This window comes from Arenibacter arenosicollis (genome assembly GCF_014397245.1).
Taxonomy (GTDB): Bacteria; Bacteroidota; Bacteroidia; order Flavobacteriales; family Flavobacteriaceae; genus Arenibacter; species Arenibacter arenosicollis.
In genome coordinates this window covers 268037-293732 of sequence record NZ_JACLHY010000002.1, presented here as the reverse complement: position 1 = coordinate 293732, position 25696 = coordinate 268037, and the positions used below count along the sequence as shown (strand labels likewise).

Below are 25696 nucleotides of genomic sequence, written 5' to 3'. Positions count from 1 at the left end.
TTTATCATTAAAAGTATACATTAAAAATATAATTAGAAATGGCACACGAACATAAACTCGAAATATTTAGAGGTCTGTTGAAATTTAAGTCCAACACCCAAAAAATATGGGGTGTATTAATATTCCTAACTTTGGTGACTATAGTTGAAGTGGGGTTGGGGATTGCTAAGCCTGAGGCATTGACTCATTCATATTTCTTGGGAATGAAGGTTTTGAATTGGATCTTCATTATATTAACATTGGTTAAGGCCTATTATATTGCTTGGGACTTTATGCACCTTAGGGACGAGAAGAGCTCTTTGAGAAGAGCCATTGTTTGGACCCCTATATTCTTGGTGGCCTATCTTATTTTTATCCTTCTCTTTGAGGCAGATTATATATACCACGTTTACACTGACGGTTTTGTTAAGTGGAACTTCTAACGAATAATTAACAGCTTAAAAAGACGGTATAACAACCGTCTTTTTTATTTTTGCACCAATTCGGTTTATACTGATTTTACAGGGGAGAAATATGTTTTTTAACCAAACTGTAATTTTGGAAGCTAATATATATTAGATGAAGAAAGCAATAGTACTGATAACCCTATTTGTCTTGCCCATTGTGATATACCTTTTTTTCGCTACAGGTATTACAAACTTTGGTAAGTTGGCAACTTTGACCGAGAATGTTTCGGAATTGGATTTTGCCCCGAACGATATTTCCTTGGAAGGTAAGATTTCGGTACTCGGATTTCTTGGGAAAGATGTGGAAAGCAAAAAAGGCAATGCCTTTAACTTAAACCAAAAAATTTACAAGCGCTTTAACGAGTTCGAGGATTTTCAATTTGTCATGATAATGCCTAAAGGTACGGAGCAGGGCGTGGAAGAATTGAAAAAGGAATTGGAACAATTGGCGGACGTGGAAAAATGGAAATTTGTTTTTGGGACTGAAAATGAAATTCATGCAATGTTCAATAGCCTAAAGACAAACCTAAGATTGGACAATCAGCTTGGTACTCCCTATGTGTTCATTATTGATAAGAAAAGGGTTTTACGTGGAAGGGACGATGATGAGGATGACGGCATCAAATATGGATTTGATACCTCCTCGGTAGCTGACCTAAACAATAAGATGGAGGATGATGTGAAGATTATATTGGCCGAATATCGTATGGCCCTAAAAAAGAATAATGCTGATAGGATAAAATAATGCAAAAGAATAAATACTCTTATGTTTGGGTTTCATTGGTAATCCTGGTTTTTGGAATAATCTTTATTCCCAGAATTATTGAACGGGTGCAAGGTGGATATGTGGTGGAAAATGATAGGTTGAACCTGAAGGGTGCTAATGAGAAATTGGCATTTGTGGAAATGAACGGTGAAAAGCGAAAAGTACCCCCTTTTGCCTTTATTGACCAAGATAGCCTAATGATCACCAATGATGATTATAAAGGCAAGGTTTATCTTGTGGAATTCTTTTTTACGACCTGCCCAACCATTTGCCCAATAATGAACAAAAATTTGGTGCAGATTCAAGAGGAATTTAAAGGTATTGACAATCTCGGTGTGGCTTCATTTACCATAAACCCCGATTATGATACGCCGGAAGTATTAAAGAAATATGCCGAAGAGTACGGAATAGATAATATGGACTGGCATTTGTTGACGGGGAACCTTAACGATATTTATACCTTGGCCAATACGGGATTTAGTATTTTTGCAGCTGAAGTTCCAGCTGCGGAAGGTGGCTTTGAACATGCGGGCCTTTTTGCATTGGTAGATAAAAATGGCTATATACGCTCTAGGGTGGATAGCTTTGGAAATCCAATTGTATACTACCGGGGAACCATTACCGAAGAAGAAGGTGAAAATGATCATGGGGAAAAGGAGCAAATATCAATTCTGAAAGAGGATATTAAAAAATTGTTGGAAGAATAATGGATGCAATTGCGTTAAAGGAAAAAAAATTCAATAAGATAATCAACCTGGTATCTGTTATAATACCAGTAGTGGTTGCAATACTTTTTGGGGTAAAACTGCCAAACGTGGAGCCTTTGAGCTTTTTACCGCCCATTTATGCCTCTGTAAATGGTTTTACCGCCATTTTATTGATTATTGCGGTCATTGCTGTTAAAAATGGTAAGTTGGAGTTGCATCAAAAGCTAATGACCGGCTGTGTTTTATTGTCCTTGGCATTTTTAGTTATGTATGTTGCCTATCATATGACTTCGGATTCTACTTCATTTGGAGGGGAAGGCGTTGTTAAGTATATCTATTTCTTTATTTTGATCACCCATATTATTCTTTCCATTGTAATTATACCTTTGGTTTTGCGCACCTATGCAAAGGCATACCTTAAGAAGTATGAGGCGCATAGGAAACTTGCCAAAATTACCTTTCCGTTGTGGTTGTATGTCGCAGTTACCGGAGTAGTCGTCTATTTAATGATATCTCCCTATTATGTACACTAAATCATCTTCTATTGCAGGACGCGCTAATTTTAAAATTAAGTACCTAGTATTGATTTTAACGATTTCATTTTTGTTGTTTCCAAATTTTTCAGAAGCCCAATGTGCCATGTGCCGAGCGGTCTTGGAGAGCGAAGGGAGTGAGGCTGCTGCAAAGGGTATCAATAATGGTATTGTGTATCTTATGGCCGTTCCTTACCTGTTGGTGGCCGGTTTATTCTTCTTTATCTACAAAAGGATGAAAGCCTAAAAGCGATTTCAATTTTAACATTTAATTAAAATTATAACTGTAACAATTTCAGCGTTCAAGGGTCTTATTCAATAAACATCATAGGTCCTATGTTCGATATTGAGAGATGGCAGGAAATTTTTGATGCCATACAGAAAAATAAACTTCGTACTTTTCTTACGGGCTTTTCTGTAGCCTCTGGAATTTTTATTTTGGTTATTCTATTGGGTTTTGGGCAGGGCATGCAAAATGGTATTGCCAAAGAATTTGAAAGCGATGCGAGCAATAGGATCGGAGTATGGACCCAAGTAACTACACAGGAATACAAAGGATTGAATCCTGGAAGGCCCATTCAACTGAAGAATAATAACTACCAATCCATCAATTCCAAATTTTCTGGCAATTTGGAACATAAATCCCCTTTTTTTAGGTTGAGAAATGTAACGGTGGATTATAATAATGAATCGGGGTCCTATTCCGTTCAGGGTGTGTCGCCCTTATTTCAAAACATAGAAAATCAATTTATTTCACAGGGTCGCTATTTAAATTATGGTGATGAAGAAAGTGTGGCCAAGGTCGTTATGATTAGTAATAAGATCAAACGGGAACTGCTGAAAGGGGAAGATGATCCCATAGGTTCATTTTTGAAAATATCAGGTATTAATTTTCAGATAGTTGGGGTTTATGGTGATAAGGGAGGTGATAGGGAAGAAGATCGACTCTTTATCCCAATAAGTACGGCGCAACGTGTTTTTAATGGGAGCGATAATTTAAATATGATGTTCTTTACCTTAAAGCCATCCAGCAACTTTGAAGAAACGCTTGCAAAATCTATAAAATTCACAGAAGACATCAAGTCCTATTTAAGGGAAGCGCACACGGTGGCGCCAACCGATCCAAGCGCTGTTAATACCTTTAATACTTTAGAGGGTGTAAAGCGGTTCCAAAATTTAACGGGAGGAATAAAATTTTTCTTTTGGTTTGTTGGTATATGTACCATAGTGGCCGGGGTGGTCGGCGTTAGCAATATAATGATGATCATTGTAAAAGAAAGAACCAGGGAAATCGGGGTGAGGAAGGCCTTGGGGGCAAGACCATGGGCCATTGTGGGCATGATATTGCACGAGGCAATATTTGTAACCAGTGTTGCCGGATTTGCGGGACTGATCTTTAGCATGGGACTGTTGGAATTTGTGGGGCCATCTCTTCAGGTGGATTATGTATTAAATCCTTCCATCAATTTCAGGGTGGCGATTAGCACAGTTTTTCTATTGATAATTGCTGGGGCCCTAGCTGGATTTTTTCCTGCCTGGCGGGCTTCGACCATTAGGCCCATTGAGGCACTGAGAGATGAATAGGGTAGTCATTTTAAATATTGAAAGTAAATATGTTCAATAAAGACCGGTGGAGAGAGATTTTGGAAGTGTTGACCAGCAACTGGTTCAGGACGCTTCTAACCGCATTTGGGGTTTTTTGGGGTATATTGATATTGATTGTACTATTGGCTGCCGGTAAGGGGTTGGAAAACGGTATACGGTCAAATTTTGGTGACATCGCTACCAACACTATGTTTATGTGGACTCAGAGTACCTCCATGGCCTACAAAGGTTTGCCAAAAGGAAGACGTTTTTATTTTAAATTGGAAGATGTGGAGGCCATTAAGCAAAACGTCCCCAATCTCAGGTTTGTTTCACCAAGAAATCAATTGGGTGGATTTAATGGAGTGAATAATGTGGTCCGTGGAATAAAAACTGGGGCCTTCAATGTCTACGGGGATTATCCGGATATCATCAATCAGGATCCCATGGGCATTACTTCGGGTAGATTCATAAATGAGTTGGATATAGGGGAGAAACGGAAAGTGGCTGTTATTGGTGAAGGTGTCAAGGCCAGTTTGTATGATGTTGGGGAAGAGGTGATAGGCACCTATTTAAAAATTCAAGGAGTAAATTTTATGGTGATAGGAACCTATAAAAAGAATTCCAATGATGGGAATGCCGAGGAGATCCAAAAAGAAATTTTTATTCCCTTTACCTCTTTTTCACAAGCCTTCAACCAGGGCAATAATGTAGGTTGGATGGCGATTACCGCAAATGATAATTCGTCTATAACCCAACTAAAGGAACAAATTTTTGCTGTAGTTCGGGAAAATCAAAAAATTCATCCCCAAGATGTAAGGGCAGTAGGTCATTTTGATTTATTTGAAGAGTTCAACAAAGTATTGGGACTATTCATGGCCATGCGTTATATAGCTTATTTTGTTGGTATTTTGGTGTTGCTGTCCGGTGTAATCGGAGTAAGCAATATTATGCTGATCGTGGTCAAGGAAAGAACCAAGGAGATTGGGATACGAAGGGCATTGGGTGAAAATCCATGGTCCATAAAGCTTCAAATTATAATGGAATCTATTTTTTTGACCATGATTTCGGGGATGGCCGGGATTAGCTTTGGAGCCTTGGTCATTTACCTTATTAATTATTTTTTGGAAACCAATGGACCGGTAGAAATGTTTCTAAATCCCAGTGTTAGTCTTGGCGTGGTAATTACGGCTTTAAATATTTTGGTCGTATCAGGCTTGTTGGCCGGATTTATACCGGCCCAAAGTGCTATTAAGGTTAAGCCCATAGAGGCTTTGAGGATGGAATAGCTGACTATGTATTATCAAAGCGCCGTTGTTTGGAATATGAAGAACTATATAAAAAAGGAGTAAATCAATCAATCAAAAACAAATCATAAAAATGAAAAAGTCAGTTACTGTTATAATATTAACATTTATTGTTTTTAGCTGCTGTGGAGCCTTGTATTATCTATATCAAAAGAATGCCGAGGACCCAGTGGTCTACGAAACCGAAAAACCATCCACCCAAACAATAATAAAGAAAACTGTGGCCACCGGTAGCATTTTACCTTTGGAGGAGGTGTTGATCAAACCTAATATTTCTGGGGTTATTGAAGAGGTTTTTGTAGAGGGGGGCGATTATGTTAACTCTGGCGATTTAATCGCTAAAATCAAGGTTGTTCCCAATCTGTCAGCATTGAACGAGGCAAAGAACACCATAGAGGAGGCCAAGATTTCCTTGGATGACCAAAAACGCAATTTGGAACGTCAAAGAACTTTGTTTGACAAGGGTGTAATTTCCAAAGTGGATCTGGAGAGGGCCGAGGTGTCAGCTGATCAGGCAAAACAATCCTATGCGGCAGCCAACAAGCGCTTTGATATAGTTAAGACCGGGACAACCAAAGGTTATGGCAATGAGGCCAATACCTTAATCAGGGCTACGGTAAGTGGAATGGTTTTGGAAGTGCCGGTAGAAGTAGGTAATCAGGTTATAGAATCCAATAATTTTAATGAAGGCACTACTATTGCGGCTATTGCCGATGTGGATAAGATGATTTTTGAAGGAAAGGTAGACGAGTCGGAAGTAGGCAAGATAAAAGAAAACCTGCCCTTGGAAATTACTGTTGGAGCCATAGAGAATGCAGTTTTTGATGCTGTTTTGGACTATATTGCCCCTAAGGGGAAGGTGGAAAATGGAGCTATTCAATTTGAGATTAAAGGTACTTTAAAAAAGCGCGATTCCATATTTATTAGGGCGGGGCTAAGTGCCAATGCTTCCATAATTTTAGCCAAGGCAGATAGTGTTTTAGCGGTAAAGGAAGCTTTGATTCAATTTGACCCGGAAACCAAAAAACCCTTTGTGGAAATAGCTACAGGTGGTCAGAAATTTGAACGCAGGGAGATTCAATTGGGAGTAAGTGATGGAATTTATGTCCAAATTCTAAACGGAATTAAGGCGGACGATGAAATAAAAATTTGGAACGAAATAAAACCTGCCGCCTTGGGCACCTAGACTCTTTTAACACAGCTTTAACATATTGAACTGTAACAACTATACCCATAGTCGGTCATATATTCGTATTTTCAGGAACCTCACCTAATTCAACAAAACATGATAGAAATAAAAAATCTTCATAAATCCTATAAAATGGGAAGCAATTCCCTTCACGTATTAAAAGGTATTAACTTTTCGGTTGAAGAAGGTGAACTTGTAGCCATAATGGGATCTTCAGGATCCGGTAAATCCACTCTCTTGAATATATTGGGTATGTTGGATGTGCTTGATGAGGGGTCCTATACCCTGGACGGAGTACCAATTAAAAACCTGAACGAAACTAAGGCTGCCCAATACAGGAACAAGTTTTTGGGTTTTGTTTTCCAATCCTTTAATTTGATCAATTATAAAAGTGCCATGGAGAATGTAGCACTTCCCCTGTATTACCAAAAAGTTGGGCGGAAAGAAAGGCAGGAAAAAGCCTTAAAATATTTGGAGCAAGTAGGTTTGCGGGAGTGGGCGGATCATTTGCCCAGTGAATTGTCCGGAGGGCAAAAGCAAAGGGTAGCTATAGCCAGGGCCATGGCAGCGGAGCCCAAAGTTCTATTGGCAGATGAACCTACAGGAGCCTTGGATAGCACAACCTCCTACGAGGTAATGGACCTTATTCAAAAAATTAATGACGCCGGCAATACCATACTTATAGTTACCCATGAGCCGGACATAGCGGACATGTGCAAAAGGATTGTGCATTTAAAGGATGGGGTTATTGTTGAGGACAAGAAAATAACCCAGATTAGGGCTTCCCAGTATGTTTAGTAGGGATAATTGGAAGGAGATATTTGAGACAATCCAAAAGAATAAGCTAAGGACCTTTCTGTCCGGATTTACCGTTGCTTTGGGCATTTTAATTTTCGTTGTTCTGTTTGGAATGGGAAACGGCTTGGTAAATACTTTCGAGGAGTTTTTCGGGGATGATGCCACCAACGTACTATACGTGTTTCCAGGAAGAACCACCGTTCCGTATAAAGGATATAAATCCAATAGGGCCATTGAGTTTGACAACAGTGATTTGGCGGACATAAATAAAAACTTCGCTATGTTCATTGATTACGCCACACCAAGAATTTCTAGAGGTGGCTTGGTAAAATATAAAAGCGAATCCAATAACTATACTACCAGAGCGGTTGGTCCAGCACATCAATATGCCGAAAAGACCATAATGATGAAGGGTCGTTTTTTAAATGAGGAAGATATAAGGAATAGTACGAAATATGTTGTCATAGGAAGGCTGGTAGAAAATGATCTTTTTGGAAGTGAAAATTCCTTGGGCGAATATATAGATGTGGCAGGGAGTGCTTTTATGGTTATCGGTGTTTTTCAAGATGATGGGGGGGATAATGAGGAGCGATTGATCTATATGCCCTATACGACAAGACAGTTGATTGAAAAAAACAACGATAAAATAGACCAGATAATTGTGGCCTTTAAGCCAGAAATCGGTTATGCCGGAGCCATGGCCTTGGATAGAAGCCTGGATAGATTTTTTAGGGAGAAGAAGTACATAAGCCCGGATGACCAGAGTGGCGTCTTTATTAGAAATGTTGCGGACCAATTAAAGCAACAGCAACAATTTGCACGGGTCTTACAGATTATAGTTGCCTTTGTAGCCTTTGGAACCATTATAGCAGGTATTATAGGTATCAGTAATATTATGGTTTTTGTAGTCAAAGAGCGCACCAAGGAATTGGGTATTCGAAAGGCATTGGGGGCAACACCGAAGTCGGTCATTAGTTCTATCCTTTTGGAATCGGTTTTTATTACCACTATTTCAGGCTTTCTGGGAATGCTTCTTGGAGTTTTTATTTTGAATTCCTTGGGCGAAAAATTGAAGGACTACTTTATAACCAATCCCTATATAGATATTACAATGGCCATTAGTGCAACATTAGTTTTGATACTGTTTGGAGCCATTGCGGGGTATATTCCGGCTAAAAGAGCTGCGGATATAAAACCAATTGAAGCCTTAAGAGACGAATAATATGGGATTTTTATTTGACAGCAATACATGGCAGGAGATTTTTGGTTCTATTGGTAAAAATAGGACTAGGACCATTATTACGGTGATAGGCGTGTTGTGGGGAATTTTTATTTATATCGTTTTGTCCGGTGCAGCTAAAGGGTTGGACAATGGTTTTGAAAAGCAATTTCAAAATGTGGCTATGAACAGTATGTTCACCTGGGCACAAAGCACCAGCATGCCTTATAAAGGATTTAAAACCGGAAGACAGATACAACTTAAATTGAAGGATGTGAGTATTCTAAAAAATAGGATTCCGGAGATTCAATATATCGCCCCAAGAAACGTAAAGGGTGTATTCGGAGGTGGCCCGGCCCAAATTATTAGGGGAGGGAAGTCCGGGAATTATGCGGTCTATGGCGATTATCCTATTTCTACCAAAATAGCTACCAAGAAAATATATGATGATGGTAGATTTATTAATGACGAGGATATTGATGGTGCCAGAAAGGTATGTGTAATTGGGGAACGTACCCAAAAGGAGTTGTTCGAAATTGATGAAAACCCCATAGGCAATTATATCAGAATAGATAATGTGTTCTTCCAGGTAGTGGGGGTGCATAAGTTTACGCCCGGAGGTGGATTTGAAAGTGATTCCGATATTTATATACCCTTTACAACCTTTAGAAAATTATATAATACGGGGGAAAATGTGGGTTGGTTTGCCATTGCAGCCTATGATGATGCGGATGTTATTAAGGTTGAAGAAAATGTAAAGGCGATTCTAAAGGCAATTCATAATGTGAATCCAAAAGATGATCGGGCTATTGGATCTTTTAACCTAGGGGAAATCTTTAATAGAATTGTCGGCTTTGCAAAGGGGTTGACCTTCATGTCTTTGGTTGTGGGTATAGCCACTATTTTAGCGGGAGTTATAGGAATCGGGAATATTTTATTGATCTCTGTCAAGGAAAGGACCAAAGAACTTGGGGTTAGACGTGCTCTTGGAGCTACCCCTAGGGAAGTTAGATCCCTTATTATCTTGGAATCGGTGTTTTTAACGATGATAGCCGGGGTCATGGGAATTATTCTTGGGGCGGGAGTGTTAAGCTTGATTAATAAGTGGACCCAGGGCATGGATTTCCCCTATGCCAATCCTACCGTGCCTATACCTTATGTTTTAGGGGCTTTGGCAATTATGGTAGTTCTAGGTACTTTGATCGGCCTTATACCTGCCCAACGTGCCGTAAGTATAAAACCAATAGATGCTTTAAGAGAAGAATAAACAAACCAATACAAATAAATATATAGTAAAATGAATAAGATTGTAAAATATGTGCTAATAGGAGTTTTAGTGCTTGGAGCTCTTTGGGCGGCGGCCTTTTTTGTTAAGTCCAATAGCAAGTCGGCAATTACCTACGAGACAAAAAATCCGTTCACGGCCAATATTCAAAAGAAAACTGTGGCAACAGGTAAGGTGGTACCAGAGGATGAAGTGGAAATAAAACCGCAGATTTCTGGTATCATTGATGAAATTTTGATGAAAGAGGGCGCTGAGGTAAAAGCAGGCGACTTAATTGCTAAAATAAAGGTGGTTCCTAATGAACAGTCCCTGAACCAGGCCAGAGGCCGTGTGAAAAACGCTGAAATAGCTTTGAACAACACTAAGATTGAATACGATAGGAACAAGTCCATATTTGATAAAGGAGTAATATCCTCCCAAGATTTTAATACCCAGCAATTGAGATTTGATCAAGCAAAATTGGAACTGCAGAATGCACAATCCGATTACCAGATCATCCGTGATGGATCGGCTGGAGGTAGCGCTACTGCGAACACCAATATTAGGGCCACCGTTTCAGGAACCATACTGGAGATTCCTGTGAAAGAAGGAGATCAGGTAATTCAGAGCAATAACTTCAACGACGGTACTACCATTGCAACCATTGCCGATTTGAGCATTATGATTTTTGAAGGTAAGGTGGATGAAGGTGAAGTTGGAAAATTGAAATTGGGAATGCCCTTGGAAATTAGCCTGGGAGCCATCAATGATAAAAAGTTCGACGCCAAACTTAGGTTCATTGCCCCAAAGGGTATAGAGGAATCTGGTGCAGTCCAGTTTAAGATAGAGGGGGACGTAACCGTTGATGACGACTTTTTAATTCGTGCCGGGTATAGCGCCAATGCCTCTTTGGTGTTGGAAAAGAAAGACAGTGTAATGGTAATTCCCGAGGCCCTTCTACAATTTGATAAAATAACGGATAAGCCCTTTGTGGAGATAGCCGTTGGTACTGTGGAAGAGCAAAAATTTGAAAGAAAGGATGTTGAGATAGGGATTTCGGACGGAGTAAATGTGGAAATTGTTTCTGGAATAACCAAAGATGACAAGGTAAAGGTTTGGAACAAGACAGAGCCTATAAAGAAGGGCACGGAAGAAGATGGTGAATCGGCAGAAGGGAATTAAGCAGGAATATCAATCAAAAAACAATCAAAACATGAAAATTAAGATTATTATAGGGTTGTCTCTTTTCTGTAGTGGCATAATTACCGCCCAAGAAAAAAAATGGACCTTGGAAGAATGTGTGTACTACGCAGTTGAAAATAACCTGACCATAGAGCAATATGAACTAGATCTTGAAAATGCCAAAATAGATAAATCGGATGCTATAGGCGATATGTTGCCCAATTTTAATGTAAATGCAAGTCTCTCTGGTAATTCAGGACTCGTTTTAGACCAATCCAGAAACCAACAAGTTACAGGAACGGTAACAACGGCATCTGGAGGCTTTAGTTCCTCGGTCAATATATTTGACGGACTAAGGAATATTCATAGGTTAAATAGGGCTAAACTTAACGCCTTGGCCAATCAATATAGGCTGGATAATTTGAAGGACGATATAATGCTGGCTGTGGCTAATTCCTACCTTCAGGTTTTGTCCAATAAGGAGTCCCTTAAAGTTTTTAGGGCGCAATATGCCGTTACCGGTCAGGATTTGAAAAGGACAAAGGAGCTGGTGGATGCAGGAGTTGTACCTAAAGGTGATTTATTGGAAATTGAAGCCACTGCTGCTACTCAGGAACAACAAATTGTAAATGGTGAAAATCAAGTGTTGATTTCAAGAATCAACCTGGCACAATTGCTACAAATAACCGATTACGAAAATTTTGACATTGCGGAAGAAGAATTTGACATTCCTCCCTCCAATATTTTGGATAACTCCCCTAAAACAATTTTTGACAAGGCACTTACCTTTAGGAATGATATAAAATTCTCCTTATCAAACGTAGATTTGGCATTAAAGGATTTGGATATAGCCAAAGGGGCTGTTTATCCTACTTTGGGAGCTTTCTTTAATTATGGAACGCGCTATTCAAGTGAATTCAGAGATCCATCAACTTTTAACCGAATCTCTTTTGCCGACCAGTTGTATTTAACCGATGGTATTGCCTACGGACTGCAGTTAAATATCCCCGTGTTTAATGGGTTTAGTGTTAAGAACAATATTAAACGGGCCAAGATCGGGGTAGAAAGGTCACGGCTACAGTTAAAACAAGATAAATTGGATTTGGAAACCAATATAAATCAGGCATATGTAGATGTAAAGAGTTTTTCCAAAGCCTACGAAGCGGCACAGAAAACATTGGAGGCTAGGAGGTTGGCTTATGACTATTCTAGAGAAAGGTTTAATGTAGGCTTAATGAACGCCTTCGATTTTAGTCAATCACAATCCAGGGTAGACGATGCAGAGGCAGTATTGATAAGAACAAAATACGATTATATTTTTAGGTTAAAGGTATTGGAGTTTTATTTTGGGTTACCTATAACATTGGATTAAACTATATTTGTAGTCTATTATGGCTATGATTTTAAATTTAGAGACCGCAACCACGAATTGTTCGGTGAGTATTGCTAAGAATGGGGAGGTAATTATATTAAAGGAGGATAACAGCCCCAATTATTCGCATTCGGAACAATTACATGTTTTTATACAGGAAGCTTTGAAAGAAGCTTCCTTATCTTTTAAGAATATATCCGCAATTGCCGTAAGCAAGGGCCCTGGCTCCTATACCGGTTTACGCATTGGGGTATCAGCAGCTAAAGGACTTTGTTTTTCATTGGACCTGCCTCTAATCTCGGTATCCACCTTGGAAAGTTTGGCCAAGCAGGGACTTGGTAAAAAGTACGATTTTATTATACCCCTGCTGGATGCTAGGAGAATGGAGGTGTATTCCACAGTTTTCGATGCAGATGGTAATAACATAAGGGAGACCAAGGCTGAAATAATTCAAAAAGAGAGCTTTATGGAATATGCGGGACGGGGAAGAGTTTTATTGATCGGGGACGGTGCAGAAAAATGTAGGGCGTTGTTGGAACATCCCAATTTTAATTACGAATCCACATTGCCTACGGCTCTGGAAATGGGAAAAATATCCTATAAAAAGTTCAAAGCATGCGAATTTGAAAATATCGCTTACTTTGAACCGTATTATTTAAAGGATTTTATGTTGCAAGGTAAAAAAGCCTAGGACTTCGCGTTGTGTATAACCCTTTGTGGAAATGGAATCTCTATTCCGGCAGCATCAAACCTACTTTTTAGTTCTTCCATAACATGGAAGTGAGCGGCCCAGAAAACATCGTTTCGTGCCCAAAATCGCAAGGAAAGGTTAACGGAGCTATCCCCCAATTCGGCTACATAAACTTCAGGCGCTGGATCTTTTAGGATATTTGCATTTTCAGCACAGATTTCGAGTAATATTTCTTTTGCCAGTTTAATATTGGAGCTGTATCCAATGCCTATCGCAATTTTATCTCTTCTGGTACTTTGGGTATTGTAGTTAATAATATTATTGTTGGACAATTGTCCATTGGGTACTATCGCCATCTGATTTCCAAACGTACTGATTTTTGTGGTGAAGATTGAAATCTCCTTAACAGTGCCGTCTACACCTTGTGCTGAGATAAAATCACCTACTTTAAAGGGTTTGAACAGTAATATTAAGACTCCTCCCGCAAAGTTGGCCAAGGAACCTTGTAGGGCCAGACCAACGGCAAGGCCAGCGGCACCGATGATGGCTACCAAAGAGGAAGATTGTACACCCAACTGTGTAATTACAAGGACGAAGAGCATTAGTTTTAGACCAATGCTGATAAAGCTTTGTAGGAACGATTCCAAAGAAGGGTCGTAATCCGCTTTAAGGAAGAATTTCCTAACCATTCTATTGATCAACCTAATGATCCAAAGGCCAATTATAAAAGTTAGGGCGGCAGTGATTAAAGAGGTAGCCAGGCCGGGTAGAATTTCCCATGCCCATTCCTGAGCTTTAGTTAAATTATCTTCGTATTCGTTAAATATATTCATGTAATTTTAAATTTTTGCAAAACAATAAAAATTCCGGTTCCTTGTCAAATTCTAAGCACTAAACAATTGTTAATCTTGGGGGTTTGCACTTAAGGTTCACGCTATCGCCGTGCAAATAACAAAAAGACACTACAAAAAAAGCGCCTTTTAACGGCGCTTGTTGATTGAAATGCGAATAAAATTAATTCACTTCAAAGGTGACTTTAACGTTTACACGATAATCGTCCAGTTTCCCGTCCTTAACCGTTGCACTTTGCTCTTTAATATAGACCGAACGTATATTTTTAACCGATTTGGAAGCTTGCTCTACAGCTTTTTTGGCGGCATCCTCCCATCCTTTGTTGGAGTTAGCCAATACTTCAATAACTTTTAAGATTGCCATAATGTATAATTTTAGATTCTCTTAAAGTTAACAAATAAAACATAGAACAAAGCCTAAAAGGTGTCAAAATCAGCCGTTTAGGGCTACTACTTCCTGTACCTTGTCGCCCATCATATTTTTTAGCATTGTTTCAATGCCATTTTTTAAAGTATAGGTAGAGGAAGGGCAACCGCTGCAGGCTCCTTGTAATATAACGTTTACGGTTTTTGTTTCTGCCTCATATGATTTAAAAAGAATATTGCCACCGTCACTCGCGACTGCTGGTTTAACATATTCTTCCAATATATCGATGATTTGCTTTGAAGTATCATCCAAATTTGTATCCTCCAATTTGGCCTGTGGAGTATCAGTTTTTTGCTTTTGAAGGCTAGTGGCCGATACTACTTCATGACCTTCGGCAATGAAATCCCTGATTTTTTCACGCAATTCCAAGGTAATATCATCCCATTCCGCAACCTCGTACTTACTTATTGAAACATAATTTTCATCAAAAAATACTTCCTTCACGAAGGGTAGCATAAAAAGTTGTTTGGCCAATTCTGATTCCTTTGCCTCATCTATATTCTTGAATTCAAAAGTAGTAGGAACTATTTTTTTGTTGGTAACAAATTTCATCACGGCCGGATTCGGGGTCACCTCGGCATAAACTGTTACCGCAACTTTTTTCTTGTTGTCATCTTCATTAACTACAGGTTCTCCCTCATTAAGATAATCTACCAACTGTTGGGCTACACTGTCTTTTACATCGTCCCATTCCACAATATCATATCGTTCAAGTCCAATGAAATTACCTGAAATATAAACCGTTTTAATAAAAGGCAGGTAAAATAATTGTTGGGCCAAAGGCGAATTTTTAGCCTCGTCTATGTTCTTGAATTCGTAATTATTATTTTTTGTAATGAAATGATTAGTTTCAAATTTTAGTATCGCCGGATTCTTCGTGGGTACTACGGTAACTATAAACTCCTTCATTTTAATATTTTTCACAAAAGTACGAAGGTTTTCTAAGTAATGGCATATATAATAATGTAGTATTTCATCCGTTATATTTTATATTTGGACGATGTTATTAATTCACCCCTAATCTTAAATGAAACACCATTTATTGATCCTACTTTCGTTTTTTGCGATTGGCTTCCAGTCCATGGCGCAAGAAGGTGTCCCAGTTTATTTTGATTATTTGGCGGATAATTACTATTTGGTATACCCATCAATGGCAGGAATTGGTGAAGGAGGGAAAATTAGGGCAACTATTAGAAAGCAATGGTTTAATGTTGACGAAGCGCCCAATTTACAAACTTTAAATGCCCATGTAAGGGTTGGTGAAAGTAGTGGCTTTGGGGCAACCGTATTTAATGATGCCAACGGTTACCATTCCCAAACGGGGTTAAAGCTCACTTACGCACATCATCTACGTCTTGGTGGGGATTATAGGAGTCTTAATCAACTTTCATTTGGACTAAGTGCGGGAATTCAACAAAGTAATTTGGATGAGTCCGAGTTTGTTTCGGTTATTCCAGATCCAATTATAACCGGTTCCAGGAACAGTGTTAGCTATTTTAATATGGATTTGGGGATGTCCTATAATTTTATGGAGTTCTATGCCCATGCCGCTATTCACAATTTAATGGGGCGAGGTAGGGATTTATATTCGGCAATCGAGTCCAACAACTTAAGAAAATATTTGGTATCCACTGGTTATGTATTTGGAAGGAGCGAATGGCAGGTAGAACCTTCGGTATTATTTCAATTTACGGAGTTTACTCAGGAAAAGGCTATTGATATTAATGCAAAGGTCTACAAGAGTGTGGATTTTGGAACGGTTTGGGGCGGCGTTTCTTACAGAAGAAGTTTTGATGGTGCGCAATATCAGACCGCCACAGATTTTGGGGAACAACGTTTGCAGCTTATTACCCCAATAGTTGGTGTAAATTACAGAAATTTTCTAGTGTCCTATAATTATTCCTATCAAATGGGCGATGTTCGATTTGATAATGGCGGGTTTCATCAAATTACCCTGGGGTACGACTTTGGTCAATCCGAGAAAAGATACGATTGTAAATGTCCGGCAGTTAATTATTGATCCCATTGTTACATTGGGAGCCAATGCATAGTTCCATATTAATCACTATAATAATTTATTTGTAGCCCTTGCCTGTGCTACTACCAAATAATAAAATGTTCAACAGATCCTATAAGATCCATTGAACATTATTTTCTTCAATTTATGATGTAGTTGGAATTCTTACAAGGGAATCCGACTTTTTTTAACCGATTATTCCCAACGATAATTCTTCTTGGCCGCCTGCTTCTTTATTGCTGTAAACATGGCATTTTCCAATTCACCTTTTTCGTTATCCTTTTGCTGCTCGGCAATATAGGCTTCCCTTTTGCTGTTCAGTTCTTGAATTTCCTTTTGTATGTCAATACGCTCCCTTTTCTTGTCCTCAACATAGGTTGCAATTTCCGCTTTGGATTTCCCCTGTAATTCCATCGGCAATTGTTCTTTTTTAATTTTAGCGATATCAAAATCCTTTTCTTTAGAGGCATCCACTAAATCCCATGAGGAATTGGAATATAGTCGAGACGATTTGCTAACAGCTCTTTTTACAGCAACAGCTTCTTCCATTTCCATAGCATTGTCATCTTGGGCACTTTGCTGTTGAATCTTGGCTGCACCCAATGCGTCATATGAAATATAAGTTCTGTTTAATTTGGTGTTTAGTTTAATGATCACATCATCATATGGAGTGTTTATATGGACTACTTTCCGGTTATGGTCAATGGCCATATATTCTCCACCTGTTAGTTGGGCCCCATTTTTCCAATCGGTGTTTATTCCTTGTTCATAGGCACCGCAAAAAATAGTATTGATCATGACGTCTTTCTCCTTGGCATTGGCCACTGCATCCTTATAGTTTATTTTTCCTTGGTTAAAAGGCTCATTTCCGGCAATGAAGATCATTTTTAGATTGTCTGGATTTTTTCCCCAGTCCAACTGGTTCAACGAGGTTTGTATCACTTGTCCACAATACTCTTCCCCTCCATCTGTAGATAGGGAGAATAATTTTTCGGAAATCTCATCCAAATCACTGCTGAAGCCCAAAACCTGTTGAATGTAACCTTCCCTGGAAGATAGATTATCGTTTCCATATTGATAAAGTGCAATTTGTAATTGTGGTCTACCATCGTTGCCGCACTTGGCATGTGTAAATTTGTTGACAATATCCCATAATTGTGCTTTCGCCTGATTTATAAGTCCGTCCATACTATTACTGGTATCAAGCAATAGCGCAATCTTGACCAAGTTATTGGCCGGCCGGGATTTTTCCATGGTCGCTTCGGTTAATATGGTTTCTTTGCTGCTGTTCAAATAAGTAAGGTCGGAAGCATAACTGTTGCCCATACCTAGGGTAATTGCCCCCATTATTACAATTTGTTTTAAATTTTTCATTTCTACTTTATTTAAGTTAAACATTGATTCTATTTTAATTTTAGTGGTTGGGCAATTGTGCTTTACCGCTATTGTTGCCATGTATGAGACCCCGGAATTTTAATTATTTCGATATAATTGGGTGAAATCACATGTTAAAAGTAGAGGCAACATATTTCAAAAAAAATCGGTAATGAGTAAACGGCTCTTTTGGATGAGGCAACAGGAGTTTTGAATTCGTAAAGCCCGTTATTTGTTAGTGAACTGCCTAGTTTGATGGAATTATGCATTTTTTAATATGATTTAAATCGATTAAGTTTATCCTATATTATATAAGCTAATGACCAAGTATTTTTACATATGTTTCTTAATAGTGTTCAGTTGGGCCGTTGGGTATGCCCAAATACCACGGACTGGGGAACAATTTGAGGTGCAGGGTGTTGTTAAGGACAAGGTAAGCTACCAAGGTGTTTCGGGGGTAGCGGTGTCTACCAATAGCGGGGAGTATTGCCTAACCAATGCCCGAGGTGAATTTAATATAGAGGTGACAATGGGCGAGGAACTTGTGTTTAAAAGCCCAAGTATGGAAACCGTGCGCTATCGGGTCAATAGTAAAAAGTATATAGAAATTTCGGTTGATATCTCGGAAAAAGGTGAAGTTGTAGCAAGCAAGAACAGGAGTGGGGATAGGTCGGTCTCTTTGTATCGTACCTATATAGATTCGGCAAATTTTTATAAGAAGAAGGATATTCGGAAAAGCATCGATTTTATTACCCAATCCATCTCCCACTTGGGGGTCGGCAATAATAAGGAGGAATTGGCTATTTCCTATACCACCTTGGGAGAAGTATATCAGTACCACAAACAGTATGATTTGGCTATCTCCAGTTATAAGGATGCCCTTTCGGCGAACAAGACCCTTAAAACTTCATTGCTATTGGGCCAAACCTATATATTGAACGAAGAGTTTGGGCCAGCGGAGAAAGTTTTATCCCCCTTGGTCAATATAGCTAAAATGGTTCCCTATCAAAGAGTGGAGCTGTACGAATTTCTTGGGGATGCCTACGTTGGCCTTGGGGAAGTGGATAAAGCTGTGGCCTTTTATAATGAAGGGCTTACGGTGGCTGAAAAGAATCAGATTTCACCAAAGACTATCGATTTAAATTCCAAGATAGCTGGGGCCTATGCAAAGGACAATAGGCTACAGGAGGCCGATGATTATTTTAACAATTCCCTGCAAATGGCCTCTCAACAAGCCCCTCAGCGCTCTGTACAGGAAAAAGAGAAGGTGGCCGATTTTTACAATCAAAAAAATCAATTTGGCCAAGAAATAGCATTGCGAAAAAAGAGCTTGGAGGATCTAAAAAAAATACCTAAAACCAAGTCGCCCGCGGCAGGAATATCATATCAAAACGATTCTATTACGGCGCAAAGAATAAATTATAAGATAGCCAACGCCTATATTGCCCAGGATAAATATGACGAGGCCATACCTTATTTGGAAGAGAGTATTAAAGATGCTGACGTGGAAGACGATTTGTTCGTCCAGAAAGATGCCACGAGAAAATTGTCGGAAGTGTATAAATATAAGGGCGATTTCACTAAGACTTTGGAGACCTATCAACAATATGTAGCTGTTGTAGATACCTTATATGTTAGAAAAGAACAGGAAATAGCCAGAGCGGCTCGTTTTAATAGAGAGATTGCCTCCAAACAGAGCAGAATTTCCGGACTGGAACAGGAGAGGGAGCTTTCTCAAAGTAAATACAGTCTGGCGCTCACAGAGCAACAATTGGTGGAGGAAAGTATAAAACGGCAAAATTGGATCATTTATTCCTTAATTTTTGGAATGCTTTTGATGGGGTTGGCTACCTACTTCTTTTATAGGAGCAATAAGCAACAAAAATTGGCAAATAATTTATTGGCCTTGAAATCGCTAAGGTCACAAATGAACCCTCATTTCATATTTAACGCCCTAAATTCTGTAAATAATTTTATTGCCAAAAGCGACGAAAGAAGTGCAAACAGGTATTTAAGCGATTTCTCTACCTTAATGCGGGCCGTATTGGAAAATTCTGATGAAGATTTTATTCCCTTGTCTAAAGAATTGGAATTATTGGAATTGTATACCAAGTTGGAGCATTCCCGTTTTACGGATAAATTCGATTATAAGATTGAGATAGATCAAAATATTGATATTGATGCTTTCCAAATTCCTCCTATGCTGTTGCAGCCCTACATAGAAAATGCGATATGGCACGGTTTGCGCTATAGGGAAGACAAGGGTTTTCTAAAGATTGAGCTTAGGCAAAAGGATAAAAATGCCATGGAGATTTCTATTACGGACAATGGTATAGGTAGGAAAAAATCGAAAGCCATTAAGACCCAAAATCAGAAGAAACAGAAGTCCAAGGGTATGGGAAACATTAAAAAGAGAATAGAAATATTAAACGATATGTATAAGGATAAAGTGGACGTTTTTATTTCTGACCTGGAGACAAATGGCACGGGCACTAAAGTAGTATTCTCTATTAAGAGGGATTGATAAAATAATAAGGTGTCTAGTTTGCATGTCACTTAGGCCTACAATATTTTCAATATGTTATAATATCCAAGAATGAAGTTAAATGCTATAATTGTAGAAGACGAAGTAAATAGCAGGGAAATTCTACGTAATTATTTGGCCAAATATTGTCCTATTGTAAGTCTGGTAGGGGAGGCGGCAACCATTGCGGAAGGACTTGCCCTAATCAAAGGGAATGACCTGGATTTGGTGTTTCTGGATGTGGAAATGCCATTTGGAAATGCTTTTGATTTATTGGATCAGATGCCGGACCGTGATTTCGAAACCGTTTTTGTGACCGCATATAATCAATACGCTGTAGATGCCCTTAACGCCCATGCGGCCTACTATTTAATGAAGCCCATTAGCATAGACGAACTTATAAAGGCAGTGGAATATGTAACTGAAATAAGGGCAAAGGAAAAAGCGATAGAGAATCACATACTTACGCCAAAATTCAATAAGGTGGACGGTAAGATCACCCTGCCACAACAAGATGGCTTTCAGGTACTGAATGTGGCCGATATTTTATATTGCAAGGCAGATGACAATTACACGGAACTGTATTTGGAGAATAAAAAGATCCTGGTAAGTAAAACTTTGAAATATTTCGAGGAGGCCTTAGGGGAATATGCCTTTGCCCGAATCCATAAGTCGTATTTGGTAAATGTTAACGAAGTGGTCCAATATAAGCGGGGCAAGGGGGGTAGTGTGGTAATTTCCAATGGTAAGGAAATAATGGTTTCCGCTTCAAAAAAGAAGAATTTGTTATCGTATTTTGAATAGCATAAATTTGCATCAAGTATAAGGTTGCAAGTCCCTGATATAGGTAGGCCACTTAAAAATGGGAATGGGGAGCTCTAAAATTAAACCTCGCCAAATAATTAAATAAATCAAAATGATTAAAACCATTAACGGGAAATCGCCCCAGATAGGTGAGGATTGTTATATAGCTGAGAATGCCACCATTGTTGGAGATGTAGTCATGGGAAACCAATGTAGTGTTTGGTTCAATGCGGTCTTAAGGGGTGATGTTCATTATATAAAAATGGGAAATAAGGTAAATGTGCAGGACGGTGCTGTTATACATTGCACTTATTTAAAGTCGCCCACCAATATTGGCAATAATGTTTCCATAGGGCACAATGCCATTGTACACGGGTGTACTATACATGACAATGTGTTAATAGGAATGGGCAGTATTGTTATGGATGATTGTGTTGTTGAAAGCAATAGTATTATTGCAGCCGGTGCCGTGGTTACAAAGGGAACTCGCGTACCTTCGGGTACTGTTTTTGCGGGCATGCCGGCCAAAAAGATAAAGGATATCAGTACTGACTTAAGTGTTGGTGAGGTAGAGCGAATTGCCAATAGTTACGTAAAATATTCGAGTTGGTTTAAGGAGTAATTTTAGTGATTAAACGATTGATGATTATTTTATAGATGTTAATTGAAAATTTTAATGAATTAGGTTAGGAGCCAAAAGAAAAACTAATTCTTAGTATTCAAGGCAAACACCTAATCAAATAATCTTATTTTTGCCTCAACATTAAATAGTATAAAAACAAACGTATGAACGCATATATTTTTCCTGGTCAAGGAGCACAATTTGTAGGAATGGGATTGGATCTTTATGAAAAGTATCCCTTAGCGCAAAAAATGTTTGAAACCGCTAATGAGATTTTAGATTTTTCCATTACCGATCTTATGTTCGAGGGTACTCCGGAGGACTTAAAGGAAACGAAGGTTACTCAGCCGGCCATCTTTTTGCATTCGGTAATCATGAGCAAGGTTATGGGCGATAGTTTTAAACCAGATATGGTGGCAGGTCATTCCTTGGGCGAATTTTCAGCGTTGGTGGCCAATGGGGCCCTGAATTTTGAAGATGGATTAAAGCTGGTGTTCCAACGTGCAATGGCAATGCAAAAGGCCTGTGAAATACAGCCAAGCACGATGGCAGCTGTTTTAGGTTTGGATGATGCTATTGTTGAAAAAATATGCGCCGAGATACCTGGTATTGTTGTTCCGGCCAATTACAATTGTCCCGGACAATTGGTAATCTCCGGTGACGTGGATGCCATAAATGCCGCTTGTGAAAAATTGAAGGAAGCCGGTGCCCGAAGGGCTTTGGTACTGCCAGTTGGAGGAGCGTTTCACTCGCCCTTAATGGAGCCTGCAAGGGAAGAATTGGCAGCTGCTATAGAGAATACAGTTTTCAATATACCAAGCTGTGCCATATACCAAAATGTGCCTACCACTGCGGTTAACGATCCAGAGGCTATAAAAGCAAATTTAATTGCCCAGTTAACTGCCCCTGTAAAATGGACCCAAAGCGTACAGCAAATGGTAGCTGATGGCGCAACTTTATTTACGGAAGTAGGTCCGGGGAAGGTACTTCAAGGCTTGGTGAAAAAAATTCATCCTGGAGCTGAAACTATGTCTGCGGAACTGGAGTAATTAAGTTCACTTTCAATATTCGATTGAGTTCATTTTATATTGGAATTTGTCAATTTTAGAGATATTATTTGTGTACTATTGGTCACCCTAATTTTACAGTGACTTTTATCCTGCTGTTAGATTACTAAGCAAATCCTTCAGTTGGCGCATGAAAACACTTGAAAATCCCTATACTACCATGTTTCGATTAGGCTGGAAGCACTTGCTTTTGGTTTTATTGGTTATGATTCCTATTGGTAGTTTTGAAATTTCATCTTTTGCCCTAAAACAGGGTTTATATGCATTCGAATCTACAAAAGGGCTTACTGATAATTTTGAGTCTGTAGAAATTGAATCTTTTCTCTTGCAGGAAAGAGCTGGAATTACGGTTGGTGCCATTAGTAGAAATACCAATGAATCAGGTAGGACAGCATTTTTTACAATTGTCCTGAATTCCAAACCGAAAGGGAAGGTGAAAATTGATTTAAAAAGTAGTGATGAGTCCGAGGGAAAGATCGATAAGGAAGAGGTGAGCTTTGATTCCAAGGATTGGAATATTCCACAAATCATTACTGTAACTGGTGTGGATGATGATGTTGTTGATGGAACGGTTAATTATAGGATTTATATAGATAAGATTGATGCTAAGGATGACGATTATGACGACCTAAAGGAAGATGAAATAGCGGATGTACAAGTGGCCAATGAGGATAATGATGAGGCCGATTTTATCGTGACTCCGCAAACAGTAACTACAAGGGAAGATGGGTCTTCTGTGTCCTTAAGCATAGTGCTGTCTGCCAGGCCAGAAGAGGATGTTACCCTTTTCATAAATTCGGGTGATACTACCGAGGGTGTTGTTTCCAAAGATGAAGTAAAATTTAAGAAGGATAAGTGGAGTTCCCCGCAAACGGTAAACATAGAACCGGTTGATGATGAAATAATGGATGGTGATATCTCCTATCTCATTACCATCGGAATAAAGGAAAGTGATGATGACTATGCGGGAGTTCCCAATAAGACGGTAAGCGTAATTAATAGGGATGATGACTTTAGTTGTCCTGCTGGCGAAACGGCACCTGCGCAAAATCCTGACATATCCACTGTGTTCTGTCAGGCATTCAGTCAAAATTTAAATGAATATAATAACAGTCCCATACCTTCGGGTTCAGTTTTGATATGGAGCAGCAGTAGCGATTTTAGCAATACAGGTGCACACTTGACAAGTTCTATTGTGAATAATGCAGCATCCTATTATGGTTACTTTTATCATGAAGGAGCTAATTGTAATAGCCCCCCTTTGGAAATTAATGTGGTACAGAGCGAAATTCCTCAGGTATTAGGCACGGAACCTGCTACTATTTGTGGGTCAGGAAGGGCCAATTTAAGTGCTACAGTTAGTGCGGGCGGAAGTGTACTGTGGTATTCATCAGCTTCAAGCGTTCAAGTATTGGCGGAGGGAAGGAACTTTACAACCCCTATTAATTCTCGAACAACGGATTACTTCGTGGAAGCTTCGGCAAACGGTTGTGCCTCAGCTCGCTTACCGGTTAGGGTTACAGTAATCGAGGAATCCAGCCCGGGAACTACAACCAATACCTCGGCCTGTAATGTGGGTGGAAATGGAGTTACAAGCGTAGATCTAGACAATACAAGGGTCGGTGGTTCTACAGGTGGGTGGAGTATTGTTGGGACACCTCCCAGTGCAATATCAATAGGGTCAGGGAATGTGGTTAATTTTTTAGGCGCTTCATCGGGGGATTATGTATTCCGATTTACCACCTCAAACACAAATAATGTATGTCCGAGTGCTAGTGTTGAGGTGGTTATTACTGTAAGTGAATGTACTTTGGATTCGGATAAGGACGGTCTCTTGGATTCGGCAGAAATGGTATTGGGAACTGATGTTAACGACCCGGATACGGACGGGGACGGTATACGGGATGATGTAGAAGTTGGCTCAGATGTAAACAATGCCCTTGATGAGGATGGGGATTCAATTATAGATGCGCTTGAGTCTAACATTTTGGATGCTGATGAGGATGGTGTGGTGGACCAAAAGGACCCTGCCAATGATGAACCATGTGTACCAAAGGCTACGGCTGGATGTGGGGTAGATTTTGCATTGGAGCTCGAGGTAGATAACCCCAACCCAATTGTTGGAGATCAAATAAATTTCACCATCATCTTATATAATCTAACCACGTTGGATGCCGTGGATGTCAGAATAAATGAACTTATAGATGCCTCGTTAGGTTTTCAGTATATTTCGCATACAGTGGATAGTGGTCTTTATGACCCCCAAAGAGGTGTTTGGCTGCTTAATGAAGTTGATGGGGAGGCAATATTCACATTGCAAATTGAAGCTCGCGTTCTGCAAGAAGGTGTGTTCCAAAATACGGTTGCCCTAGTTTCCTCTTTGCCCAAAGATGACAATGTAGCCAATAATGTGGCATCGGTCACTGTCCGCGTGGGGGCTAGATCGGTAGATGCCTGCGGGTTTGTTTTTAATCAGATATCGCCTAATGGGGATGGAATCAATGATAAACTTGTGATAAATTGTATTGAGGAATATTCCAATATATCTTTGGAAATCTTTGATCGTTATGGTAATAAGGTGTATGCAGCACGGGGATATGATAATTCTTGGGATGGAACGGGGAAAAATGGAATTTTGCCAAAAGGCACCTATTTTTATATGTTGGATTTGGGGGATGGTACCGAAGTAAAAAAAGGATGGATTCAGATAATGGGATAAGGGACAAATAGCAGCTAGTAGTGTAAGTATGCAGAGTTGGGTTAATGAGCTATTCTCTGACATGTTTCTTAGAGGGAAATAAATAAAATTAACAACTGTTATCATCACCAAAATGCCTTGGAGAAGGTATGTTTTAAATACGCTGATCTTTCTATGTTTGCTTTTCACCTGATAAATTCATATTTAAGCAGTATTGTTAGGCTTGTGGGGTATTTTTTCTTAATATTGATTGC

At 39.3% G+C, this 25696-nt stretch carries 24 protein-coding genes; 20 read left to right on the top strand and 4 right to left on the bottom strand.

The annotated features are described in order from the left end of the window. Positions 1–38 precede the first annotated feature (38 nt). The 14 genes from H4O18_RS04325 to tsaB all read left to right on the top strand — a co-directional run bounded on the left by H4O18_RS04325 (position 39) and on the right by tsaB (position 13058). Entirely contained in the window at positions 39–422 is a 384-nt protein-coding gene (locus H4O18_RS04325; protein WP_187581877.1) for a cytochrome C oxidase subunit IV family protein, read from the top strand. A 136-nt stretch (positions 423–558) separates the two neighbouring features. Next, positions 559–1191 carry a hypothetical protein gene (locus H4O18_RS04320; protein ID WP_187581876.1) on the top strand — a complete coding sequence of 211 codons (633 nt, stop codon included), beginning with the start codon at positions 559–561 and terminating at the stop codon, positions 1189–1191. Continuing rightward, a complete protein-coding gene (locus H4O18_RS04315; RefSeq protein WP_187581875.1) occupies positions 1191–1919 on the top strand; it encodes an SCO family protein in 729 nt (242 codons plus the stop codon). The genes H4O18_RS04320 and H4O18_RS04315 overlap by 1 nt, the downstream gene beginning before the upstream one ends. Then, positions 1919–2452, top strand: a complete 534-nt coding sequence (locus H4O18_RS04310) for a DUF420 domain-containing protein (RefSeq protein ID WP_187581874.1) — start codon at positions 1919–1921, stop codon at positions 2450–2452. The genes H4O18_RS04315 and H4O18_RS04310 overlap by 1 nt, the downstream gene beginning before the upstream one ends. Further along, on the top strand, positions 2442–2699 hold the full coding sequence (locus H4O18_RS04305) for a hypothetical protein (RefSeq protein ID WP_187581873.1): 258 nt from the start codon (positions 2442–2444) through the stop codon (positions 2697–2699). The genes H4O18_RS04310 and H4O18_RS04305 overlap by 11 nt, the downstream gene beginning before the upstream one ends. Before the next feature lie 89 nt (positions 2700–2788). Beyond that, positions 2789–4036, top strand: coding sequence for an ABC transporter permease (locus tag H4O18_RS04300; RefSeq protein ID WP_187581872.1), 1248 nt, complete (start codon positions 2789–2791; stop codon positions 4034–4036). Positions 4037–4065: 29 nt separating this feature from the next. Beyond that, positions 4066–5325, top strand: coding sequence for an ABC transporter permease (locus H4O18_RS04295; protein ID WP_187581871.1), 1260 nt, complete (start codon positions 4066–4068; stop codon positions 5323–5325). Positions 5326–5416: 91 nt separating this feature from the next. Continuing rightward, positions 5417–6529 carry an efflux RND transporter periplasmic adaptor subunit gene (locus tag H4O18_RS04290; RefSeq protein WP_187581870.1) on the top strand — a complete coding sequence of 371 codons (1113 nt, stop codon included), beginning with the start codon at positions 5417–5419 and terminating at the stop codon, positions 6527–6529. Between the two features lie 99 nt (positions 6530–6628). Continuing rightward, positions 6629–7330, top strand: a complete 702-nt coding sequence (locus H4O18_RS04285; protein WP_187581869.1) for an ABC transporter ATP-binding protein — start codon at positions 6629–6631, stop codon at positions 7328–7330. Then, the gene (locus H4O18_RS04280) at positions 7323–8552 is read left to right on the top strand and encodes an ABC transporter permease (protein WP_187581868.1); all 1230 of its coding nucleotides are present in this window, start codon (positions 7323–7325) and stop codon (positions 8550–8552) included. The genes H4O18_RS04285 and H4O18_RS04280 overlap by 8 nt, the downstream gene beginning before the upstream one ends. Position 8553: 1 nt before the next feature. Continuing rightward, positions 8554–9816, top strand: coding sequence for an ABC transporter permease (locus H4O18_RS04275; protein WP_187581867.1), 1263 nt, complete (start codon positions 8554–8556; stop codon positions 9814–9816). Positions 9817–9846: 30 nt separating this feature from the next. Beyond that, a complete protein-coding gene (locus tag H4O18_RS04270) occupies positions 9847–10995 on the top strand; it encodes an efflux RND transporter periplasmic adaptor subunit (RefSeq protein WP_187581866.1) in 1149 nt (382 codons plus the stop codon). Between the two features lie 31 nt (positions 10996–11026). Then, positions 11027–12367, top strand: a complete 1341-nt coding sequence (locus tag H4O18_RS04265; RefSeq protein ID WP_187581865.1) for a TolC family protein — start codon at positions 11027–11029, stop codon at positions 12365–12367. A 19-nt stretch (positions 12368–12386) separates the two neighbouring features. Beyond that, the gene (gene tsaB, locus H4O18_RS04260) at positions 12387–13058 is read left to right on the top strand and encodes a tRNA (adenosine(37)-N6)-threonylcarbamoyltransferase complex dimerization subunit type 1 TsaB (RefSeq protein ID WP_187581864.1); all 672 of its coding nucleotides are present in this window, start codon (positions 12387–12389) and stop codon (positions 13056–13058) included. Here the strand turns inward: tsaB and H4O18_RS04255 are convergent. The 3 genes from H4O18_RS04255 to H4O18_RS04245 form a co-directional block, all read right to left on the bottom strand. Further along, entirely contained in the window at positions 13055–13891 is an 837-nt protein-coding gene (locus H4O18_RS04255) for a mechanosensitive ion channel family protein (protein ID WP_187581863.1), read from the bottom strand. The two genes, tsaB and H4O18_RS04255, sit on opposite strands and share 4 nt — an antisense overlap. 181 nt (positions 13892–14072) lie before the next feature. Beyond that, the gene (locus H4O18_RS04250) at positions 14073–14273 is read right to left on the bottom strand and encodes a dodecin family protein (RefSeq protein WP_187581862.1); all 201 of its coding nucleotides are present in this window, start codon (positions 14271–14273) and stop codon (positions 14073–14075) included. A 69-nt stretch (positions 14274–14342) separates the two neighbouring features. Beyond that, positions 14343–15245 carry a NifU family protein gene (locus H4O18_RS04245; RefSeq protein ID WP_187581861.1) on the bottom strand — a complete coding sequence of 301 codons (903 nt, stop codon included), beginning with the start codon at positions 15243–15245 and terminating at the stop codon, positions 14343–14345. Positions 15246–15363: 118 nt separating this feature from the next. Between H4O18_RS04245 and H4O18_RS04240 the strand changes: the two genes are divergently transcribed. Continuing rightward, on the top strand, positions 15364–16356 hold the full coding sequence (locus H4O18_RS04240; protein ID WP_187581860.1) for a PorP/SprF family type IX secretion system membrane protein: 993 nt from the start codon (positions 15364–15366) through the stop codon (positions 16354–16356). Between the two features lie 192 nt (positions 16357–16548). Here the strand turns inward: H4O18_RS04240 and H4O18_RS04235 are convergent, their stop codons facing one another. Continuing rightward, positions 16549–17727 (bottom strand): vWA domain-containing protein, encoded by a 1179-nt coding sequence (locus H4O18_RS04235; RefSeq protein ID WP_187581859.1) that lies wholly within the window; start codon positions 17725–17727, stop codon positions 16549–16551. A gap of 319 nt (positions 17728–18046) precedes the next feature. Between H4O18_RS04235 and H4O18_RS04230 the strand changes: the two genes are divergently transcribed. From H4O18_RS04230 to H4O18_RS04210, 5 genes are all read left to right on the top strand, one after another. Then, entirely contained in the window at positions 18047–20251 is a 2205-nt protein-coding gene (locus H4O18_RS04230) for a tetratricopeptide repeat-containing sensor histidine kinase (protein WP_187581858.1), read from the top strand. Between the two features lie 72 nt (positions 20252–20323). Then, positions 20324–21055 (top strand): LytR/AlgR family response regulator transcription factor, encoded by a 732-nt coding sequence (locus H4O18_RS04225; protein ID WP_187581857.1) that lies wholly within the window; start codon positions 20324–20326, stop codon positions 21053–21055. A gap of 112 nt (positions 21056–21167) precedes the next feature. Continuing rightward, positions 21168–21677: a gamma carbonic anhydrase family protein gene (locus H4O18_RS04220; RefSeq protein WP_187581856.1), complete on the top strand. Its 510-nt coding sequence runs from the start codon at positions 21168–21170 to the stop codon at positions 21675–21677. Positions 21678–21841: 164 nt separating this feature from the next. Continuing rightward, positions 21842–22726 carry an ACP S-malonyltransferase gene (fabD, locus tag H4O18_RS04215; protein WP_187581855.1) on the top strand — a complete coding sequence of 295 codons (885 nt, stop codon included), beginning with the start codon at positions 21842–21844 and terminating at the stop codon, positions 22724–22726. 148 nt (positions 22727–22874) lie between these two features. Continuing rightward, positions 22875–25463: a T9SS type B sorting domain-containing protein gene (locus tag H4O18_RS04210; RefSeq protein WP_187581854.1), complete on the top strand. Its 2589-nt coding sequence runs from the start codon at positions 22875–22877 to the stop codon at positions 25461–25463. The last annotated feature ends 233 nt before the right edge of the window (positions 25464–25696 follow it).

Bases quoted from the DNA above. Each gene is read 5' to 3' on its own strand.
- H4O18_RS04235 (WP_187581859.1), bottom strand. From the start codon at position 17,727: ATGAAAAATTTAAAACAAATTGTAATAATGGGGGCAATTACCCTAGGT.
- H4O18_RS04310 (WP_187581874.1), top strand. From the start codon at position 1,919: ATGGATGCAATTGCGTTAAAGGAAAAAAAATTCAATAAGATAATCAAC.
- H4O18_RS04280 (WP_187581868.1), top strand. From the start codon at position 7,323: ATGTTTAGTAGGGATAATTGGAAGGAGATATTTGAGACAATCCAAAAG.
- H4O18_RS04265 (WP_187581865.1), top strand. From the start codon at position 11,027: ATGAAAATTAAGATTATTATAGGGTTGTCTCTTTTCTGTAGTGGCATA.
- H4O18_RS04220 (WP_187581856.1), top strand. From the start codon at position 21,168: ATGATTAAAACCATTAACGGGAAATCGCCCCAGATAGGTGAGGATTGT.
- H4O18_RS04315 (WP_187581875.1), top strand. From the start codon at position 1,191: ATGCAAAAGAATAAATACTCTTATGTTTGGGTTTCATTGGTAATCCTG.
- H4O18_RS04295 (WP_187581871.1), top strand. From the start codon at position 4,066: ATGTTCAATAAAGACCGGTGGAGAGAGATTTTGGAAGTGTTGACCAGC.
- H4O18_RS04255 (WP_187581863.1), bottom strand. From the start codon at position 13,891: ATGAATATATTTAACGAATACGAAGATAATTTAACTAAAGCTCAGGAA.
- H4O18_RS04290 (WP_187581870.1), top strand. From the start codon at position 5,417: ATGAAAAAGTCAGTTACTGTTATAATATTAACATTTATTGTTTTTAGC.
- H4O18_RS04225 (WP_187581857.1), top strand. From the start codon at position 20,324: ATGAAGTTAAATGCTATAATTGTAGAAGACGAAGTAAATAGCAGGGAA.
- H4O18_RS04285 (WP_187581869.1), top strand. From the start codon at position 6,629: ATGATAGAAATAAAAAATCTTCATAAATCCTATAAAATGGGAAGCAAT.
- H4O18_RS04320 (WP_187581876.1), top strand. From the start codon at position 559: ATGAAGAAAGCAATAGTACTGATAACCCTATTTGTCTTGCCCATTGTG.
- H4O18_RS04270 (WP_187581866.1), top strand. From the start codon at position 9,847: ATGAATAAGATTGTAAAATATGTGCTAATAGGAGTTTTAGTGCTTGGA.
- tsaB (WP_187581864.1), top strand. From the start codon at position 12,387: ATGGCTATGATTTTAAATTTAGAGACCGCAACCACGAATTGTTCGGTG.
- H4O18_RS04240 (WP_187581860.1), top strand. From the start codon at position 15,364: ATGAAACACCATTTATTGATCCTACTTTCGTTTTTTGCGATTGGCTTC.
- H4O18_RS04305 (WP_187581873.1), top strand. From the start codon at position 2,442: ATGTACACTAAATCATCTTCTATTGCAGGACGCGCTAATTTTAAAATT.
- H4O18_RS04300 (WP_187581872.1), top strand. From the start codon at position 2,789: ATGTTCGATATTGAGAGATGGCAGGAAATTTTTGATGCCATACAGAAA.
- H4O18_RS04250 (WP_187581862.1), bottom strand. From the start codon at position 14,273: ATGGCAATCTTAAAAGTTATTGAAGTATTGGCTAACTCCAACAAAGGA.
- H4O18_RS04325 (WP_187581877.1), top strand. From the start codon at position 39: ATGGCACACGAACATAAACTCGAAATATTTAGAGGTCTGTTGAAATTT.
- fabD (WP_187581855.1), top strand. From the start codon at position 21,842: ATGAACGCATATATTTTTCCTGGTCAAGGAGCACAATTTGTAGGAATG.
- H4O18_RS04245 (WP_187581861.1), bottom strand. From the start codon at position 15,245: ATGAAGGAGTTTATAGTTACCGTAGTACCCACGAAGAATCCGGCGATA.
- H4O18_RS04230 (WP_187581858.1), top strand. From the start codon at position 18,047: ATGACCAAGTATTTTTACATATGTTTCTTAATAGTGTTCAGTTGGGCC.
- H4O18_RS04275 (WP_187581867.1), top strand. From the start codon at position 8,554: ATGGGATTTTTATTTGACAGCAATACATGGCAGGAGATTTTTGGTTCT.
- H4O18_RS04210 (WP_187581854.1), top strand. From the start codon at position 22,875: ATGAAAACACTTGAAAATCCCTATACTACCATGTTTCGATTAGGCTGG.